Source organism: Acinetobacter sp. S40 (genome assembly GCF_016624705.1).
In the GTDB taxonomy this organism is placed as follows: domain Bacteria; phylum Pseudomonadota; class Gammaproteobacteria; order Pseudomonadales; family Moraxellaceae; genus Acinetobacter.
In genome coordinates this window covers 68,383-86,049 of record NZ_JACVTU010000007.1, presented here as the reverse complement: position 1 = coordinate 86,049, position 17,667 = coordinate 68,383, and the positions used below count along the sequence as shown (strand labels likewise).

Sequence of the window (17,667 nt, the reverse complement as noted above, 5' to 3'; positions counted from 1 at the left end):
AACTGCTTATGAATGACTTGCCAAACAATGCTTCTGATGTGGTTATTGCGCAAAATTTGCGACAGGTCTTTCGCTCAGAAAATAAGAAAATGCCTGATATCTGTGCAATTCAGGATTTAAACATGCACATACGATCAGGGCAAGTAACGGCATTGGTCGGGCCAGATGGAGCGGGTAAAACAACTTTTTTACGCTTAATCGCAGGATTATATCAACCCACTTCGGGTTCATTACAGGTATTAGGAACTGACGTTTCAAAAAATCCGCAAGCTGTGCAAGACCGTATTAGCTATATGCCACAACGGTTTGGATTATATGAAGATCTGAGTATTCAGGAAAATCTTGATCTCTATGCCGATTTGCACGGCGTTCCTCAAGAAATACGCAGACAACAATTTGCCCGTTTATTAGAGATTACCGATCTCAGTAAATTTACCCAAAGACCAGCAGGAAAGCTTTCTGGGGGAATGAAACAAAAACTGGGTTTGGCTTGTACTTTGGTTCGTTCACCCGAGTTATTACTTTTAGATGAACCCAGTGTCGGAGTGGACCCTTTATCCAGACGAGATTTGTGGTTAATCATTGAACAATTGGTGAAAGAAGAAAAGTTAAGCGTAATTATGAGTACCGCATATATGGATGAAGCCGAACGATGTGCTGAGGTATATGTCATGTATGAGGGAAAAATACTGCAACAAGGCACACCGCAACATTTAAGCGAACAGGTCAGAGGGTTGACTTGGCAAGTCAAGCCACCTGAATCTATGAAGGCACGGGCATTACAAGCACATTTATTAGATAATCATCAATTTATTACAGATGCGGTACCTAAAGGGGATGAAGTTCGATTTATTACACAACCGGATTGTCCGAAATTACCCGATGAGCAGTTACCACAAGGCGTTGTAGTTTCAGCTAGGGAACCTGAACTTGAAGATGCGTTCATGTGGTTGTTACATCAGGCTCAACAGCATGATGATCGTACGCAGCATCAGTCTGCAAATGATTTAGTTTCTTCTACGCAAATTGCGAATGATCAAGTTGAACCCGTGATTGTAGTGAAAGATCTTGTGCGCAAGTTTGGTGATTTTACAGCGGTCGCCAGTACTTCTTTCGATGTAAACCGAGGAGAAATTTTTGGTTTACTCGGACCCAATGGCGCGGGTAAAACCACTACATTTAGAATGTTATGCGGCCTATTGCCTGCAACCAGTGGAACTCTTGAAGTTGCTGGACTGAATTTGCGTCATGCACGGGCACAGGCACGAGCGCGTATTGGCTATGTTTCACAGAAATTTGCGCTGTATGGAAATTTAGCAGTTCTGGAAAATTTAAAATTTTTTGGCGGGGCGTATGGTTTATCTGGAAATAAACTCAAGCAACAAATTGAAAAAGCGTTACATCAATTTGAACTCCAGCCCCATGCAAAAAGTGGCGATTTACCCAATGGATTTAAACAACGTTTGTCGATGGCAGCGGCTTTATTACATCAACCCGAAATTGTCTTTCTGGATGAACCGACCAGTGGAATTGATCCTTTAGCGAGGCGAGCTTTTTGGTACACCATCGGAAAATTAGCCGATCAGGGCATGACCATTATTATTACGACACACTTTATGGAAGAAGCTGAGTACTGTGACCGTATTGCGATACAGGATGCCGGTAAGATGCTGGCTTTAGGTTCTCCTAAACAAGTGCGTCAGCTGGCGGGTACAGGCAGTAGTAGTGATATGAATCGCGCATTTATTGCGATTGTAGAACAAGCCCGTACACATCAACAGGAGCATGTCGCATGAAAGGATCGGCTTCTGTTTTACGTTTGGCTGCTTTGATCCGTAAAGAAATTCATCAATTACTCCGGGATAAAAGTAGTCTGGCAATCGGCCTGATCTTACCCCTTATCCTGATTTTACTCTTTGGTTACGGGTTATCTTTCGATTTAAATAATGGCCGGGTAGGCGTGGTCGCACAAAATATGACGCCTCAAAGTCAGCAGTTGATTGCTGGGCTAAATGGGACGAAATATATTACGGCTTTGCCTTATACCAGTTTTTATCAGGCTGAACAGGCAATGGGACGCGCTGAAATAGATGCTATTGTCAATCTGCCTACAGATTTTGCACAGCAAAGCGCACAAAATACCGCAACCATACAAGTCATTACAAATGGCCGATCGACCACGATTGCTTCTGCTTTACAGGGATATATTTCAGGTGCATTACTAACAGCACAAACGATTCAAGCAGATCGAAATCATATCGGCACATCAGCGGGATTAATCAGTGTTGAACAACGTATGTGGTTTAATGAATCGGCAAATAGTACTTGGTTTTTAGTTCCTGGGCTGATCGTATTGGTATTGACCTTGATTGGTGCATTTCTCACGGGTTTATTAATCGCTAGGGAGAGAGAAAGAGGAACGCTCGAAGCTTTATTTGTGACTCCAGTTCGTCCATTGGAAATTGTTCTTTCAAAACTCATTCCATATATTGTGATTGGCATGATCGATATTGTGATGTGCTTATTAGCAGCAAGTTTGATCTTTGATGTTCCAATCCGTGGTTCATTACTTTCTATTATTAGTGCATCATTTTTATATTTATTGGTTTCATTGTTATTAGGATTGACGATTTCGGGATTCTCCAAAAGCCAGTTCCAAGCCAGTCAAATGGCTTTACTGGTCAGCTTTATGCCAGCAATGATGCTATCTGGGTTTGTTTTTGACACTCGTAATTTACCGTGGTTAATACAGATAATTAGCCAAATTTTGCCTGCAACTCATTTTATGTCCCTCATTAAAACTCTGTTTTTAGGGGGAGATGACTGGGGGCTTTGGCTAAAAGAGTGTGGCATTTTAATGGTGTATGTTGTGATTTTAATGACTGCATCGTGTCGATCACTAAGAAAACGTCTGGGGTAACAGCATGTTTCATAGTTTTGTTACTTGGTTAAATTACTTGATGGTATTGGTCAAAAAAGAATTTCTCACGATTTTAAGTGATCCAGCCAATCGGGTTATTTTATTTGCACCTGCTTTAATTCAGGCTTTATTATTTGGCTATGCTGCGAACTATGATGTAAATCGAGTGGATTATGCAATTTTAGATCAGAGTAAAAGTCTGGCATCTCAGCAATTATTATCGCATTTGGATGGTTCTGGTATTTTTCATCGAACCGCTACTCTCAATAATAATTCACAGATTAAAGACGTGATTGATCAGCGCACAGCGTTAGCTGTGATAAGTATTCCGCCAGATTTTGAAGACAAACTAAATAACGCTCAAACTTCGCCTATACAAGTTATTTTAGATGGTCGTAATTCATCTACTGCAGGAATGGCTGGCGCTTATATCAATAATGTAGTGAATTCACTTAATCAGGAACGCTTAGGAAATATTGCCCCTTTTCAACTTGAAATACGTACGTGGTATAACCCCAATCAGGAATCCAGATGGGGGATTATGCCTTCGTTAATTGCTGCTTTAAGTATGATGCAAACTTTATTGTTATCTTCGCTTTCGGTTGCAAGAGAACGAGAACAAGGCACGTTTGATCAATTACTTGTGACTCCTTATACCCCGCTTCATATCATGATTGGTAAAGCATTACCGCCAATTTTTATTGGTTTGATGCAATCCACCATTATTTTATTGATCATTATGTTCTGGTTTGGCATTCCCATGAATGGCTCTTTAAGCTTGTTATATTTTGGGTTGTTATTTTTTAACATTGCTGTGGTCGGTGTGGGCTTGTCTATTTCAGCGATCTCTTTAAATATGCAACAGGCCATGTTATTTACGTTCTTTTTAATTATGCCCTTAATGTTGTTATCAGGATTACTTACACCCGTACAAAACATGCCACATATTCTACAAATTGCGACTTATGCCAATCCTTTACGTTTTGGAATCGATTTAGTACAAAGAATTTATCTGGAAGGGGCAACTTTTAGTCAGGTAAAAGGTGATTTTATTCCCATGTTTGTTCTGGCGGTTATTACATTACCTTTGGCTGCATGGCTATTTAGAAATCGGTTGTCTTAATAAAATTTGGGTAATTCCACCCTCATTTTGAGATTGCTGTGTAATCGATGTTTTGATTTTGCTTATGCGCTGTAAGGATTAAACACACTTCGGAAAAGCCAACTTCATAGTTTAGCCGTTGTTCATTGGATTAAATTTCTTCATTTTTACATAAGTTAAAACAAGGATGTAAAACAATGAAGAAGGCGCTTTTATTTTTAGGTTCAATGAGCATTTTGGCAAATATGCCTGTATTAGCGGCAGATTTAAGTATCGGTGATCCCACTGCTGAAACGGGTCAACTTAAACTTTCAGGGGCGATTCGTACCCGCTATATCCATAAAGATTATGTGGTTGAGGCAAATGAAGGCTCAAAAAATGATGATTGGCAACTTGCAGATATCAAAACAGTTTTAACATATGAAAATCCTGACTGGATTGCATCGATGGATGTTCGTTGTTATCAATACAGCCGCTTATGTGATGCGTTATTTTTAAAAGATGCATGGGTTGGATATAAAATTTCAAATCAGCAACGTGTTTCAATGGGATTGCAATCAGTCGATTTTGGGTTTGGACGGCTTTGGGGCAATAGTTATTATGAAACTTTACTCAATACAGTCGGACTGGAGGATATCCAAAATTTAGGCGTGAAGTATCAGTTTAAGGATGATCAATACAACTTTATTTTAGGTTTTTATCCCACCGATGGGGGAAATTATAAAGGCATTTCTAAAGATTCCAGTCGTTATAGTGGTAACTTCGTTGAAGCTGACAATTTGACCCAAGGCACTGATATTGATGAAAAAAATATGTGGGTGACACGTCTTTCACGGAAATTTGAATTGAACGCTACAGAAAACTTTTCGACTGAAATTGGAGGGTCTTACTGGTATTCAGAACTGAAAAATCATCGCACAGATCAAGATGGACATCGCCGTACATGGAGCATTTTTAGCACCACCAATTATCAGGCATGGCAATGGTTATTTTTATTTGGAGAGCAAAATATTAAGAATGGTGATGATTTGCTGCCAAACAGTTCGACAATCGGGGCATTTGATTATCCTTATCAAGTCGCTAATAAAGGCAAATATATGGCCAATGAGATTAATTACACCTTTGCCAAGCCTTTTCACCAGTTAGAAAATATCAAGCCTTATGTTTCATATAGTCGTTTCTATAAAGAGGAATCGGACTATCAGGATTCAGACCGTTTAATTGCGGGCATATATTTTAACTATAAAGCAGTTGGCATACAGGGGGAATATATCTGGAGTCGTAATGATCCAATGACTGGCAGCGGAGCCAATGGACTCGCTCAAGGCGATACCAATCAGTGGAATAAATTATTTTATTTGTCCATTGGATATTATTTCTAACTTGCTTGTATTTATTTAAAAAGCCAGCTTGTAATAAAAAAAGCTGGCTTTTTTGACTATAAAAATACCTTTTCTGTTGGTGGTGCCATGGGTTCAATCGGTTGAATCAACTGACCACGAGAGATATTTTGAACATGCTGTAAACGATTAAGTAGTTCATTCTGGATAAATAAAATACAGGTTTGTAATTTAGAAGAACTTTTTAAACGGGATGGATAAACAGCCCAAATATCAGCATCTTGCCAGTATTCTGGTAAAATATGTTGTAATTGTCCATTAATCAACTCATCTGCCACGTCCCAGATTGAACGTAAAATAATACCGTGCCCTTCAGTTGCGAGCTGATGAATAATTTCGCCGTTATTGGAAACAAAGCGCGGGGTAACATGCACAGATCGATCTTCTAAAGCATGACGAAGTTTCCACAGCACTGAGGATTGGTCACGTTCACTAATGGTTAAACAATCATGTGTCCGCAAATCTTCAAGACTTTCAGGCATTCCGTTTTTCAGTAGATAGCTCGGGGCTGCACAAAAAATCCGAAAATTGGATGCTAATTTTTTAGCAATCATATTGGGCGCAATTTCATTACCAATCCGAATATCCAGATCAATGCTATGTTGAATCAGATCTTTGGTGTTATCAATCGTATCAAATTGAATTTCCAGTTTGGGGTACATAGTCATGAGTTTCGATAGGATAGGCGCAATATGTTTACGACCAAAACCAAAACTACTCACAATATCCAGACGACCCGTTGGCGTGCTGAGCGGATTATTCACTAGCTCGCTGATTTCATCAAATTCATCCAGAATATTTGATACGCGATCTAAAATTAGTTTTCCATCTTCAGTCAAACTTACATGGCGGGTACTACGATGAAAGAGTTTGCAGTTTAAATTTGTTTCTAAAATATTGATACGTTTACTGATAAAAGCAGGTGAAACACCCAGCTCTTCTGCAGAATCGACAAAACTCTTGCGTTTGGCGACTGTGCAAAAAACCTTTAAATCCGATAGGTTAGGTAGATTATTCACGATCCGTGTCCATTGGGATGATAGTTTTCTTATTGATCATTGCTGTTGAAAATAGCATGTTTACATCTAAGGATATTAACCAAAGGTGTAAGGGAGCGTTATGGCAAAAAAGTATAAAGTTGCCACGATTGCGGGTGATGGGATTGGTTTAGAAGTTCTACCAGAAGGGATTAAAGTTGTAAAGGCTGTAGCAGATAAATATGACCTTGCGATTCAGTTTGATGCATTTGATTGGGCAAGCTGCGATTACTATCTTGAACATGGCAAAATGATGCCAGATAACTGGTTTGAAGTCTTACAGGAATACGATGCAATCTTCTTTGGTGCTGTGGGTTGGCCTGAAAAAGTCCCAGATCACATTTCATTGTGGGGTTCATTACTACAGTTTCGTCGTCGTTTTGACCAATATGTAAATTTACGCCCCGTTCGGTTAATGCCGGGAGTGAAATGTCCACTTGCAGGTAAACAGCCAGGCGATATCGATTTTTATGTGGTGCGTGAAAACAGTGAAGGAGAGTACTCTGCCATTGGTGGCAAAGCTTTTGAAGGTACGGATCGTGAATTTGTATTGCAAGAAGCTGTGTTTACCCGTCATGGTGTTGACCGCATTTTAAAATATGCTTTTGAATTTGCCGATCAACGTGATGCTAAAAAGATTACGGCAGCAACCAAGTCCAATGGTATTGCAGTGAGTATGCCATACTGGGATGAGCGCGTTGACGAAATGGCAAAACAATATCCGCAGATCAAAGCAGATAAACAGCATGTTGATATTTTAGCGGCACGTTTTGTACTACAGCCTGAGCGATTTGATGTAGTGGTGGCATCAAATTTATTTGGTGACATTTTGTCGGATCTAGGCCCGGCATGTACCGGTACGATTGGTTTAGCAGCTTCGGCAAACTTAAACCCAGAACGCAAATTCCCGTCACTTTTTGAACCTGTACATGGTTCTGCACCTGATATTTTTGGACAACAAATTGCCAATCCAATTGCTGCGATTTGGTCAGGTGCCATGATGCTGGATTTTCTGGCAGAGGGTGATGAGAAAGTCATTGAAGCAGGTCAAGAGATTATGCAGGCAATTGAGCATGTGTTAGTCCATGGTCCTAAAACACCTGATGTCGGTGGAACGGCAAAAACCTATGAAGTGGGAGATGCGATTGCATCATTTGTTACGCATCAGAAAATGGATTTATTCGCGATGGAGTAGGCGTCCTTAGCCAATAATAAGGGAATCTCTAAAGCTACTTAAGCAGGTTGGTATGGTTTAAAAATGTCCTGAAAATGCTTATTTACCTTATGTAAACTGCGATTTTTGTTCATTCTTTTCCACATACTGACAGTGATAGGCATGTTTTAGAGACTTCCACTACTATCCGAGATGGATTGAATAGATATGGATAATCAAATTACAAAACCTTATACAGATAAGACGCTTGCGATCACCAGTTTAGCCGTTGTATTTATCTCGGTGGCTGGTCTGGCAATTTACTCATCTGAATCAATACAGTTGGCAGCAAAGTGGATGCAGTGGACAACCTCTGTATTTACTACACCTGTACTTTTATTTACTTTTTTATCAATTATTTTTACTTTTGCTTTGGCATTTAGTAAATACGGCAAAATCAAGCTCGGTGAAGGTAAACCCGAATACAGTACCATGTCATGGATTTTTATGTTCATTTTATCGGGAATTGGTTCTTCGACCTTGTACTGGGGCTTTTTAGACTGGGCTTATTATTACCAAACCCCAGGTTTAAATTTAGCACCAGAATCGGCAGAGGCACTGAAATACAGTGTGGCTTATTCATTCTTCCACTCTGGCTTAAGTGCATGGTCAATCTATGCCTTGGCATCGATTTCACTATGCTATAGCTATCATGTCAGAAAGAACAAAGGCTTAAGTCTGGCTTCGATGATTGAAGCAGTGACTGGCTTTAAAGCAACTGGCCCAGTCGGACGCTTGGTTGATCTGATGTTCTTGCTGTGTATGTTTGGTGCTCTCACTATTTCACTGGTTTTAACTGCTGTGACATTTACCAATATTTTGTCGCAGTTGACTGGTATTCCAAATACTTTTATGACCAAAGTGATTGTCATTTTAGCTGTGTCAATCTTATTCGCGCTCAGCTCTTATGTGGGTATGGACAAAGGGATGCAGCGTTTAAGCCATATGGTGTGCTTGGGCGTAGTGTTGTTTGCAATCTATGTGCTGTGTTTTGGGCCAACCCAATTCATTATGAATAACTCATTGATGAGTTTCGGTTTGATGGCGACTAATTTTGTGGATATGAGCTTATTTACAGACCCAATGGGTGACGGAAAATTCACACGTGAATGGACCGTGTTCTATTGGTTATGGTGGATTTCTTATGCACCTGGGGTGGCTTTATTCGTAACGCGTGTGTCTAAAGGGCGAACCATTAAAGAAGTGATTCTTGCCATGGTTATTGGTGGTAGCGTTGGTTTATGGGTCATTTTTGGAATATTTGAAAATTACAGTGTTTATAGTTTTATTCACGGTATGGTTAATGTCCCACAAGTCTTAACTCAGCAAGGTGGTGAAGTGGCGATTGGTCAACTGCTTGGTTTATTGCCCGCAGGTAAACTAATGATGTGGCTATTTCTTGGCATTATGGTGATTTTCCTTGCAGCACATATGGACGCAGTGGGTTATGCGGTATCTGCAACGTGTACCCGGGGTTTACGAGAAGGGCAGGATCCGTCTCCAAATGCACGTTTATTTTGGTGTGTAATGTTAACGCTGATCCCGATTGCGATGATTTTCTCTAAAGCGCCTTTAGATACCATGAAAACCGCAACAATCGTGACCGCCTTACCTTTTATTTTGATCATTCTGGTGCAGACCTATGGTTTAGTGAAATGGCTCATTGAAGACTATTCCAAGATTCCATCGCATTTGATTGAGCAAAAAAGCTTTAGCGAATTGGAAGCACTTGATCATACTGACTCACATCAGCAGATGCATATTGATATTGCTGCAACTCAAATTGCGAATAAAGTCAGCCAAAAGGAATTGTCATGACTCTACAACCGAACATATACGATGAGCTAAGTGAAGAAATGCAAAGTCTGGTGTACTGGAGCAGTATTTATTCGCCAGCAGATAGTGATATTGATTCAATTCGTGCAGCTTACGATGCAATGTGCTTGCACTACACTTTACCACGCGATGGTACGGTCAAGATTGAAGATAAAACGATTGCAAATGTTGCTCATCCCGTCAATGTTCGGTTGTATACGCCATTAGGTAGTGCCCCAGCAACAGGTTGGCCATGTGTGTTGTATATACATGGTGGCGGATGGATGGTGGGCAATTTAGATTCTCATGAGTTTATTACCCGTTATTTATGCCGTGATCTCAATGTTGCAGTGTTGAGTGTGGATTATCGCTTAGTGCCAGAACATCATTTTCCAGCTGCTTATGAAGATTGTGAAACGGTGTACCAATGGTTACAACAGTTTGGAATCGACTGGAATATTAATCCGGCACAAATTGTTTTAGCGGGTGATAGCGCAGGCGGTAATTTAGCCGCTGCACTGGCTGTTCAACTCCAACATACAGGCGCTCAGGCATGTGGTCTGGCCTTAATTTATCCGTGTTTGAGCAGCAGTTTTGATACGGCAGCGTGTCAACAACATGCGGAAGCACCGTTGCTAACGCTCAATGATATGCAGTATTACCTAAAAGAATATGCACCGAATAAAAGTGACTGGCAGGATTTACGGTTATCACCACTCATGGCGCAGGATTTTTCTGATATGCCAAGTAGTTTTGTTGCGGTCGCTGAATACGATCCATTGTGTGATGACGGGCGTATTTTTGTAGATAAATTAAAGCAAGCCAATATTGTAGCTGAGTTTTATCTCGGTAAAGGATTACTACATGGCAGTTTACGTTTAGTACGTGATTGTCCTGTAGTGCAAGATTTATATCAGCATATGCTGAGTTCGATAAAGCAAATGTTCACGTGATTTGAACATCCGCCAATTTTGATAAAACAGTCTCAGGACAAAAGAGTTTAATGGAGTAAAACCATGAATGCAGTTGAAAAATTACCCGAAGATTTCTGTTCAAATCCAGATGTAGCCTGGACATTTCCAAAAGTATTTTATACGTCTTCTCAAGTTTATGAGATTGAAAAAGAAGAAATTTTTGCAAAAAGCTGGATTTGCGTGGCACATGGCAGTGAAGTTGCTCAAGCCAATGACTATATTACCCGTAAAGTGATTGGTGAAAACATTATTGTGATTCGCGGTAAAGATAGCGTTTTACGTGCGTTTTACAATGTCTGCCCACATCGAGGTCATGAGTTGTTAAGTGGCAGCGGCAAAGCGAAGAATGTGATTACCTGTCCGTATCATGCATGGACGTTTAAGCTGGATGGTAGTTTGGCATTAGCACGTAACTGTGATCATGTGGAGTCTTTTGACAAGCAAAACTCAAGTATGGTGCCATTAAAAGTTGAAGAATATGGTGGTTTCGTCTTTATCAATATGGACGAAAATGCCACTTGCGTTGAAGATCAATTGCCTGAATTTGCACAAAAACTCAATGAAGCTTGTGCGGTAATCAAAGACTTGAAATTGGCGGCACGTTTTGTCACTGAAACTCCTGCCAATTGGAAAGTGATTGTAGATAACTATTTAGAATGTTATCACTGTGGCCCAGCACATCCTGGTTTCGCAGACTCTGTACAAGTGGATAAATACTGGCACACCACTCATCAGAACTGGACCTTGCAATATGGTTATGCACGTTCTTCAGAGAAATCATTTAAGCTTGATCCCTCTGTTAAAGATCCAACCTTTAGTGGTTTTTGGACGTGGCCTTGTACCATGTTTAACGTACCGCCGGGTGCAAATTTTATGACTGTAATTTATGAGTTCCCGATGGATGCGGAAACGACTTTGCAACATTACGATATTTTCTTTACCAATGAAGAATTGACCCAAGACCAGAAAGATTTGATTGAATGGTATCGCAATGTATTTCGTCCTGAAGACCTTGAACTGGTTGAAAGTGTACAACGTGGCTTGAAATCACGTGGTTATCGTGGCCAAGGCCGGATCATGACTGATAAGCAACGTTCAGGAATTAGTGAACATGGTATTGCCTATTTCCAGAATCTTGTGGCGCAACATCACAAATAATTTTGTACCAGATATCAGTCAATTTAAAGGTATGACGAGTAGCGTCATACCTTGCTTTCAATCGATAGGAACATGACATGTCAAGTTTGCAAGCAAGTCCGTTATTTCAACAACAAGGATGGGTCAATGGTCAATGGATCAATGCCCACTCCAATGCCACTATTCCTGTGACCAACCCTGCAACTGGCGAAGAAATTGGTTTAATTCCAAATATGGGTGCAGCAGAAGCAACCGAAGCGGTTGAGGTGGCGTATCAGGCGTTAGCCACATGGAAAGGATTGACTGCACAAAAACGTGCAGACCTTTTACTGGCTTGGTACCAGTTAGTTCTAGCGCACGCCGATGAATTGGCGCGTATTATGACCATTGAACAGGGTAAGCCTTTAACGGAAGCACTGGGCGAAGTGAAATATGCGGCTTCGTTTATTCAATGGTTTGCCGAAGAAGGCAAACGCATGTATGGCGATGTGATTCCAACCACAAATAGCCAACAACGTTTTATTGTCACTAAAGAACCGGTGGGGGTTGTAGCGGCAATTACGCCGTGGAACTTTCCGATTGCCATGATTACACGTAAAGCTGCGCCTGCTTTGGCTGCTGGCTGTACCATTGTAATCAAACCTGCCAATGAAACACCGTATTGTGCGCTTGCGATTGCTAAATTGGCTGAAATGGCAGGTATTCCAGCAGGTGTCATTAATGTAGTTACAGGTAAATCGCAAGAGATTGGTGCAATATTTACCAGTCATGAAAAAGTAAAAAAACTGACTTTTACAGGTTCTACACCAGTCGGTCGTTTATTGATGCAGCAATGTTCAGACACCATTAAAAAGTTAGCTCTGGAACTGGGTGGTAACGCGCCGTTGATTATATTTGATGATGCGGATTTGGATAAAGCAGTACAGGGCGCGATCTTTGCCAAGTTCCGTAATGCTGGGCAAACTTGTGTCTGTGCCAATCGAATTTACGTACATGACAAAATTTATCAAGCGTTTACTGAGAAATTTGTTCAAGAAGTACAGAAATTTAAAATCGGGAATGGGCTTGAGGCTAATGTACAAATTGGGCCATTAATCAATGAAAAAGCCGTATTAAAAGCGCAACAGTTAATTGACGATGCCTGTAGCAAAGGCGCCCAAATAGCATGTGGAGGTAAACAGCATCCACTTGGCCAGACTTTTTTTGAACCTACAGTTTTAACTGAGGTGAATCGAAATATGGAAATTGTTCAAGAAGAAATTTTTGGGCCAGTGGCACCCTTGATTCGTTTTACAGATGAAACGGATGTTGTGACACAAGCCAATGACACCATCTTCGGTTTAGCGGCATATGTCTATAGCGAAAACATTTCACGAATTTGGCGCGTCGCTGAGCAGCTTGAATATGGCATGGTCGGGATGAATTCAACTGCGATTTCTAATGAGGTGGTGCCCTTTGGTGGCGTTAAGCAGTCGGGTGTTGGTCGTGAAGGATCTAAATATGGTTTAGAAGAATTCATGACCATTAAATACATGTGTTTAGGATTATAGCAATAATGCTTATGGGGCTGTCAGCGGTGACAGCCTCACATGCGAGTTTAAAAATAGAACATGCTTAGATGAGCAGAATGCGGTAAAGAGGATTTAGACATGGCTAGTCATTATGAAATGTTTCCATCAGTGGTCACACGTGTAGAGCAACTTACGCCCCTGATCAAACGCTTTACATTTAAACGTCAGGACGGACAAAATTTCCCTCAATTCAATGGTGGCAGTCATATTATTGTGAAAATGAATGATCAACTGTCCAATGCTTATTCACTGATGAGCTGTGCTCAAGATCTTACAACGTATCAGGTCTGTGTTCGTAAAGATATTGATGGCAAAGGCGGGTCTGTCTTTATGCATGATCAATGTAGCGAAGGTTGTGAGATTCTGATTTCTGAACCCAAAAATCTATTCCCGTTGGCGGAAGATGGAGAGAAACATATTCTAATTGCAGGAGGAATTGGTATTACTCCGTTTGTACCGCAAATGGGGGAACTGGCTGCACGTGGTGCAGAATTTGAATTGCACTATGCTTATCGTTCTCCCGAACATGCAGCCCTCTTGCAAGAATTAGAACACAAACACGCGGAACACATTTTTAGTTATGTCGATTCAGATGGAAAATACCTTGATCTGGATCAATTGATTGGCGCTCAACCGAAAGGAACACATGTGTATGTGTGTGGACCAAAACCAATGATTGATGCTGTGATTGAGCGCTGTAATTTTTATCGTTATCGTGATGAATATATTCACTGGGAACAGTTTGCCTCAGCTATGCCTGAAGATGGTGAAGCATTTACCGTGGTGTTGGCAAAATCCAATCAGGAAGTTGAAGTTCAGGGCAATCAAACCATTTTACAAGCAATTGAAGCTCTCAATATTGATGTTGAATGTTTATGTCGTGAAGGAGTCTGTGGCACTTGTGAAACTATGATTCTGGAAGGTGAAGCAGAACATTTTGATCAATATCTAAGCGATGATGAAAAGGCATCACAGCAATCGATGATGATCTGTGTGTCACGTGCTAAAGGCAAGAAGTTAGTATTGGATTTATAAGTTTTATGGAACTGAAATGGTACGTTCTTCAGGAAAGATAATGATAGAATAAATCTGTAATTTAATATGAAAATAATTTGTCTAAGGTTATTTTAATTAAAGAAATTAAAATCTGTCAGGTATATGCATCTTTATAATTTAAACAGTTTAAAGTATACCTGACTTTAAAAATTAAATTTTATGTTGGTTGAGCTTTTGGATTTATGCAATATCTTTATTAAATTATTGGTCATCAAAAGGCGAAAAAATGTTTACAGCATCTTGTTTATGTGAGGGTATTCAATTAAGACTATTGGCTCCTTTAAATCCGATTTATATATGTCATTGTAAACAGTGTCAAAAGGCACAAGGCGCTGCATTTGCTGCGATTACTCAGGTTGAAATCAAGGATATGCAAGTCGTAAAAGGAGAAAATCTTTTACAGTCTTATTTTGCAACGCCAAATAAAAAACGCGTATTCTGTAAACAATGTGGTTCACCAGTTTATAGTGCACGTCTGGATAAACCAGATGTGGTGCGTTTACGGGCAGGACTTATTAATGAATCCGTGGATGTGAATGTTGTTTCCCATGCGTATGTTAATTCCAAAGCTTTTTGGCATGTGATTGGTGATCAGGCTCCGCAATATCCTGAAGCTTTACCCTCTATAAATTAAAATGAAACCACATCTGTTTATATTTTAAATTAATCAGCATGAAGCTAGAGAAATATTATTATTTTTAACATTTAATGGAATATTGCTAAATTTATTCTGAAGAATATATATCCAGAGTGTTTATTATTAAGACGTATCTATTTCCATTCATTGGTACGGTATTATTTATCGGTAATAAGCTGTATAACATTTTACTATCAATGCTGTTAAATCTTGTGTGTATTGCTATCTCTTTACCCAGTTCCATTTCATGATAGTTTGACAAAACAAGTTGAGGTGTTTATGAAACAGCAAACAGATCAGACTTCACTTCTTTTAAAAGTGCTATTGATTATATTTAGCATGATTGCTGGAATGACCCATGCCAGTTCAGAGCAGGCATGGAAACAACATGATCAAGCGGTTAAAACTGCCTGTGTCAAAGCCAGTGGTTTGAAGAATGCCAAAGCGGTTAGCGATATTATGTTATTTGATGACCGTGTGGGTTATTCGGCTTTAGTGCTGGAAGGAAATTACCCTCAAACTCATATGAAAAATAGAAAAGGACGAGAACTTTGTCTATATCAACGTCAACAGAAGAAAGCTGTAGTCACAGCAGCAGATGGCCTTTTAAGTAGCAAAAAATAAAGCCGAATGTCTTCAGCTTAAGTAATTGATCAGAAATATGAGCTTCAACGTGCTCATAATTTTAAATAGTTTTTTGCTATTTTGTTTCAGAAGTTTCTGACTCATTTAAAAGTTGGCTATGAGTTTTTGGTTTGACTAAAGGTGAAGTTGGACGAGGATGACGTTCAGTATTTGAAAATTGGAAACCTATACCTGCTTCTACATCATCCGCTGCAATTTCAGTTTCAAAGCGCTCTTTATCCAGTTCACGTATTTCTTTGGTGATGGTCCGAATTTCGTCACTATCAACGCCTAAAGCATCCAGTGTTGCACCGCCAAATAAAAGAGCGGACTCGAAGGTTTCACGAATTTGATAATCTACATCCTGTTTTACCAAAGACAATGAATGTTCACGGTCATAAGAACGTACTAAAAGTTTTGCCAAAGGAAACTCATGTTTTACCAATTCCACAATTTTATTTGTAATATCTTTATTATCAACGCAAACCATTATCGCTTGAGCGTTAGCAGCCCCAGAGGCGCGTAAAATGTCCAGACGTGTACCATCACCATAATAAATTTTAAAACCAAATTTGGTGGCATTTTGAATCATGTTGATATCAGTATCAATCAGAGTGACATCGACTCCACGTGCCAGTAAAAGCTGACTGGCAACTTGTCCAAAGCGGCCAAAACCAATAAGTAATACATTTCCATGCAAATCATTGGCGAGTTCCACATTATCAAGTGAGGTCATTTTATTTGGTCGAATTAAACGATTCATCACAATACCCAGTAATGGGGTGAAAATCATGGATAACACTACAATTGCTGTCAGATTAGATTTAATGGTTTCATCAATAACTTGTGCACTTGCCGCTGCTGTAAAAAGCACAAATGCAAATTCACCCCCCTGTGCCATGATCACAGCACGATCTAAAGCCGTAGCATGTGAGCTTTTAGTTAAGCGTGCTACCACGTATATTAGAATTGCTTTAGTTAACATTAACGCAATAACGCTGCTTAAAATGAGAAGCCAATTGTTTTGTACAACTGATAAATTCAGCGACATACCCACGCTAAGAAAAAATAACCCTAATAAAATGCCGCGAAAGGGTTCGATATCAGCTTCAATCTGATGACGAAAGGTTGACTGAGAAAGTAAAACACCCGCAAGAAATGCACCCATGGCCATAGATAAACCCGTGGTTTGCATTAGTAATGCTGCACCTAATACAATGAGTAATGCGGCAGCGGTCATGACCTCCCGTGCTTTGGCTGCAGCCAGTATTTTAAAAAGCGGATTAAGTAACCAGCACCCAGCTGCAACTAATCCTGCGATTGCGGCAAGTCCAATACCAATATCTTTAAGACGATCTGGCGTGCTTTCTACTACTTGATTCGGTGACATAAATGCCACGATAGCGAGCAATGGAACAATCAGTAAATCTTCAAACAATAAAATAGCAACGATCTTTTTACCATTGGGTTGGCTTAAATCACCACGGTCTCCCAGCACTTGCATAACGATTGCAGTGGAAGTAAGTACAAATCCAGCTGCACTAATAAAAGCAATCTGCCATGGAAAACCGTAGAGCAGACCTATACCAGTTAGACCGATAATACAAAAAGTGATTTGCAAGGTTCCTAAACCAAAAATATCACGTCGCATATTCCATAAATGTGAGGGCTGCATCTCCATGCCAATAATAAAGAGATACATCACAATACCAAGTTCAGCGATATGTAAAATAGAGGCGGGGTCATGAATAAATGCGAATCCAAACGGCCCAATTATTAAACCCGCAATCAGATAGCCAAGTATTGAACCTAGTCCGAGTTTTTTAAAAAGCGGAACGGCGATCACGGCCGCGGCGAGTAAAATAACGGGACTCAGCAGTCCAAGAGAGTGCGCTTCTGCTGCCATAAACTATGCTCAAAAAATGTATTGTTCCAAAGTAGGAATCATTATTGTTGAATAATATGACGTAAATCATAACAAGTTGTTTAGATATTTATCCATCTAAGTGGGGGGGCACTCTGATTTTATACACTGTTATTTAATTTTTATAAGTTCATAGACATTTTAAATAACTCCATGATTAAACTGAATCTTTAGCGACAATATACGTCGCTAAAAAGCATTTAATTTATAAAAACACCTAAATACTTATGATAAATTCGAAATCATTAAAAAAATGA

Annotated in this window: 14 protein-coding genes; 12 read left to right on the top strand and 2 right to left on the bottom strand. The window is 39.9% G+C overall.

The window, feature by feature from the left end:
- The first annotated feature begins 8 nt into the window (after window positions 1-8).
- The 4 genes from IAE19_RS10380 to IAE19_RS10365 all read left to right on the top strand — a co-directional run bounded on the left by IAE19_RS10380 (window position 9) and on the right by IAE19_RS10365 (window position 5,404).
- Window positions 9-1,796, top strand: coding sequence for an ATP-binding cassette domain-containing protein (locus tag IAE19_RS10380; RefSeq protein WP_200460867.1), 1,788 nt, complete (start codon window positions 9-11; stop codon window positions 1,794-1,796).
- Entirely contained in the window at window positions 1,793-2,920 is a 1,128-nt protein-coding gene (locus IAE19_RS10375) for an ABC transporter permease (RefSeq protein ID WP_200460866.1), read from the top strand. The genes IAE19_RS10380 and IAE19_RS10375 overlap by 4 nt, the downstream gene beginning before the upstream one ends.
- A gap of 4 nt (window positions 2,921-2,924) precedes the next feature.
- On the top strand, window positions 2,925-4,043 hold the full coding sequence (locus IAE19_RS10370) for an ABC transporter permease (RefSeq protein ID WP_200460865.1): 1,119 nt from the start codon (window positions 2,925-2,927) through the stop codon (window positions 4,041-4,043).
- A 176-nt stretch (window positions 4,044-4,219) separates the two neighbouring features.
- Window positions 4,220-5,404, top strand: a complete 1,185-nt coding sequence (locus IAE19_RS10365; RefSeq protein WP_200460864.1) for a hypothetical protein — start codon at window positions 4,220-4,222, stop codon at window positions 5,402-5,404.
- A 56-nt stretch (window positions 5,405-5,460) separates the two neighbouring features.
- Here the strand turns inward: IAE19_RS10365 and IAE19_RS10360 are convergent, their stop codons facing one another.
- On the bottom strand, window positions 5,461-6,441 hold the full coding sequence (locus IAE19_RS10360; RefSeq protein ID WP_200460863.1) for a LysR family transcriptional regulator: 981 nt from the start codon (window positions 6,439-6,441) through the stop codon (window positions 5,461-5,463).
- A 100-nt stretch (window positions 6,442-6,541) separates the two neighbouring features.
- Between IAE19_RS10360 and IAE19_RS10355 the strand changes: the two genes are divergently transcribed.
- The 8 genes from IAE19_RS10355 to IAE19_RS10320 all read left to right on the top strand — a co-directional run bounded on the left by IAE19_RS10355 (window position 6,542) and on the right by IAE19_RS10320 (window position 15,486).
- Entirely contained in the window at window positions 6,542-7,654 is a 1,113-nt protein-coding gene (locus IAE19_RS10355) for a tartrate dehydrogenase (protein WP_200460862.1), read from the top strand.
- Between the two features lie 180 nt (window positions 7,655-7,834).
- Window positions 7,835-9,490, top strand: coding sequence for a BCCT family transporter (locus tag IAE19_RS10350; RefSeq protein ID WP_200460932.1), 1,656 nt, complete (start codon window positions 7,835-7,837; stop codon window positions 9,488-9,490).
- Window positions 9,487-10,440 (top strand): alpha/beta hydrolase, encoded by a 954-nt coding sequence (locus IAE19_RS10345; RefSeq protein WP_200460861.1) that lies wholly within the window; start codon window positions 9,487-9,489, stop codon window positions 10,438-10,440. The genes IAE19_RS10350 and IAE19_RS10345 overlap by 4 nt, the downstream gene beginning before the upstream one ends.
- 63 nt (window positions 10,441-10,503) lie before the next feature.
- Window positions 10,504-11,619 (top strand): carnitine monooxygenase subunit alpha, encoded by a 1,116-nt coding sequence (gene cntA, locus IAE19_RS10340; RefSeq protein WP_200460860.1) that lies wholly within the window; start codon window positions 10,504-10,506, stop codon window positions 11,617-11,619.
- Window positions 11,620-11,696: 77 nt separating this feature from the next.
- The gene (locus IAE19_RS10335) at window positions 11,697-13,148 is read left to right on the top strand and encodes an NAD-dependent succinate-semialdehyde dehydrogenase (protein ID WP_200460859.1); all 1,452 of its coding nucleotides are present in this window, start codon (window positions 11,697-11,699) and stop codon (window positions 13,146-13,148) included.
- A gap of 99 nt (window positions 13,149-13,247) precedes the next feature.
- Complete coding sequence (gene cntB / locus IAE19_RS10330) at window positions 13,248-14,204, top strand: carnitine monooxygenase, reductase subunit CntB (protein ID WP_200460858.1); 957 nt, start codon at window positions 13,248-13,250, stop codon at window positions 14,202-14,204.
- Window positions 14,205-14,451: 247 nt separating this feature from the next.
- Complete coding sequence (locus IAE19_RS10325) at window positions 14,452-14,859, top strand: GFA family protein (protein WP_200460857.1); 408 nt, start codon at window positions 14,452-14,454, stop codon at window positions 14,857-14,859.
- Window positions 14,860-15,141: 282 nt separating this feature from the next.
- Window positions 15,142-15,486, top strand: a complete 345-nt coding sequence (locus IAE19_RS10320) for a hypothetical protein (protein WP_200460856.1) — start codon at window positions 15,142-15,144, stop codon at window positions 15,484-15,486.
- Between the two features lie 76 nt (window positions 15,487-15,562).
- Here the strand turns inward: IAE19_RS10320 and IAE19_RS10315 are convergent, their stop codons facing one another.
- Window positions 15,563-17,392 carry a monovalent cation:proton antiporter-2 (CPA2) family protein gene (locus tag IAE19_RS10315; protein ID WP_200460855.1) on the bottom strand — a complete coding sequence of 610 codons (1,830 nt, stop codon included), beginning with the start codon at window positions 17,390-17,392 and terminating at the stop codon, window positions 15,563-15,565.
- Window positions 17,393-17,667: the final 275 nt, after the last annotated feature.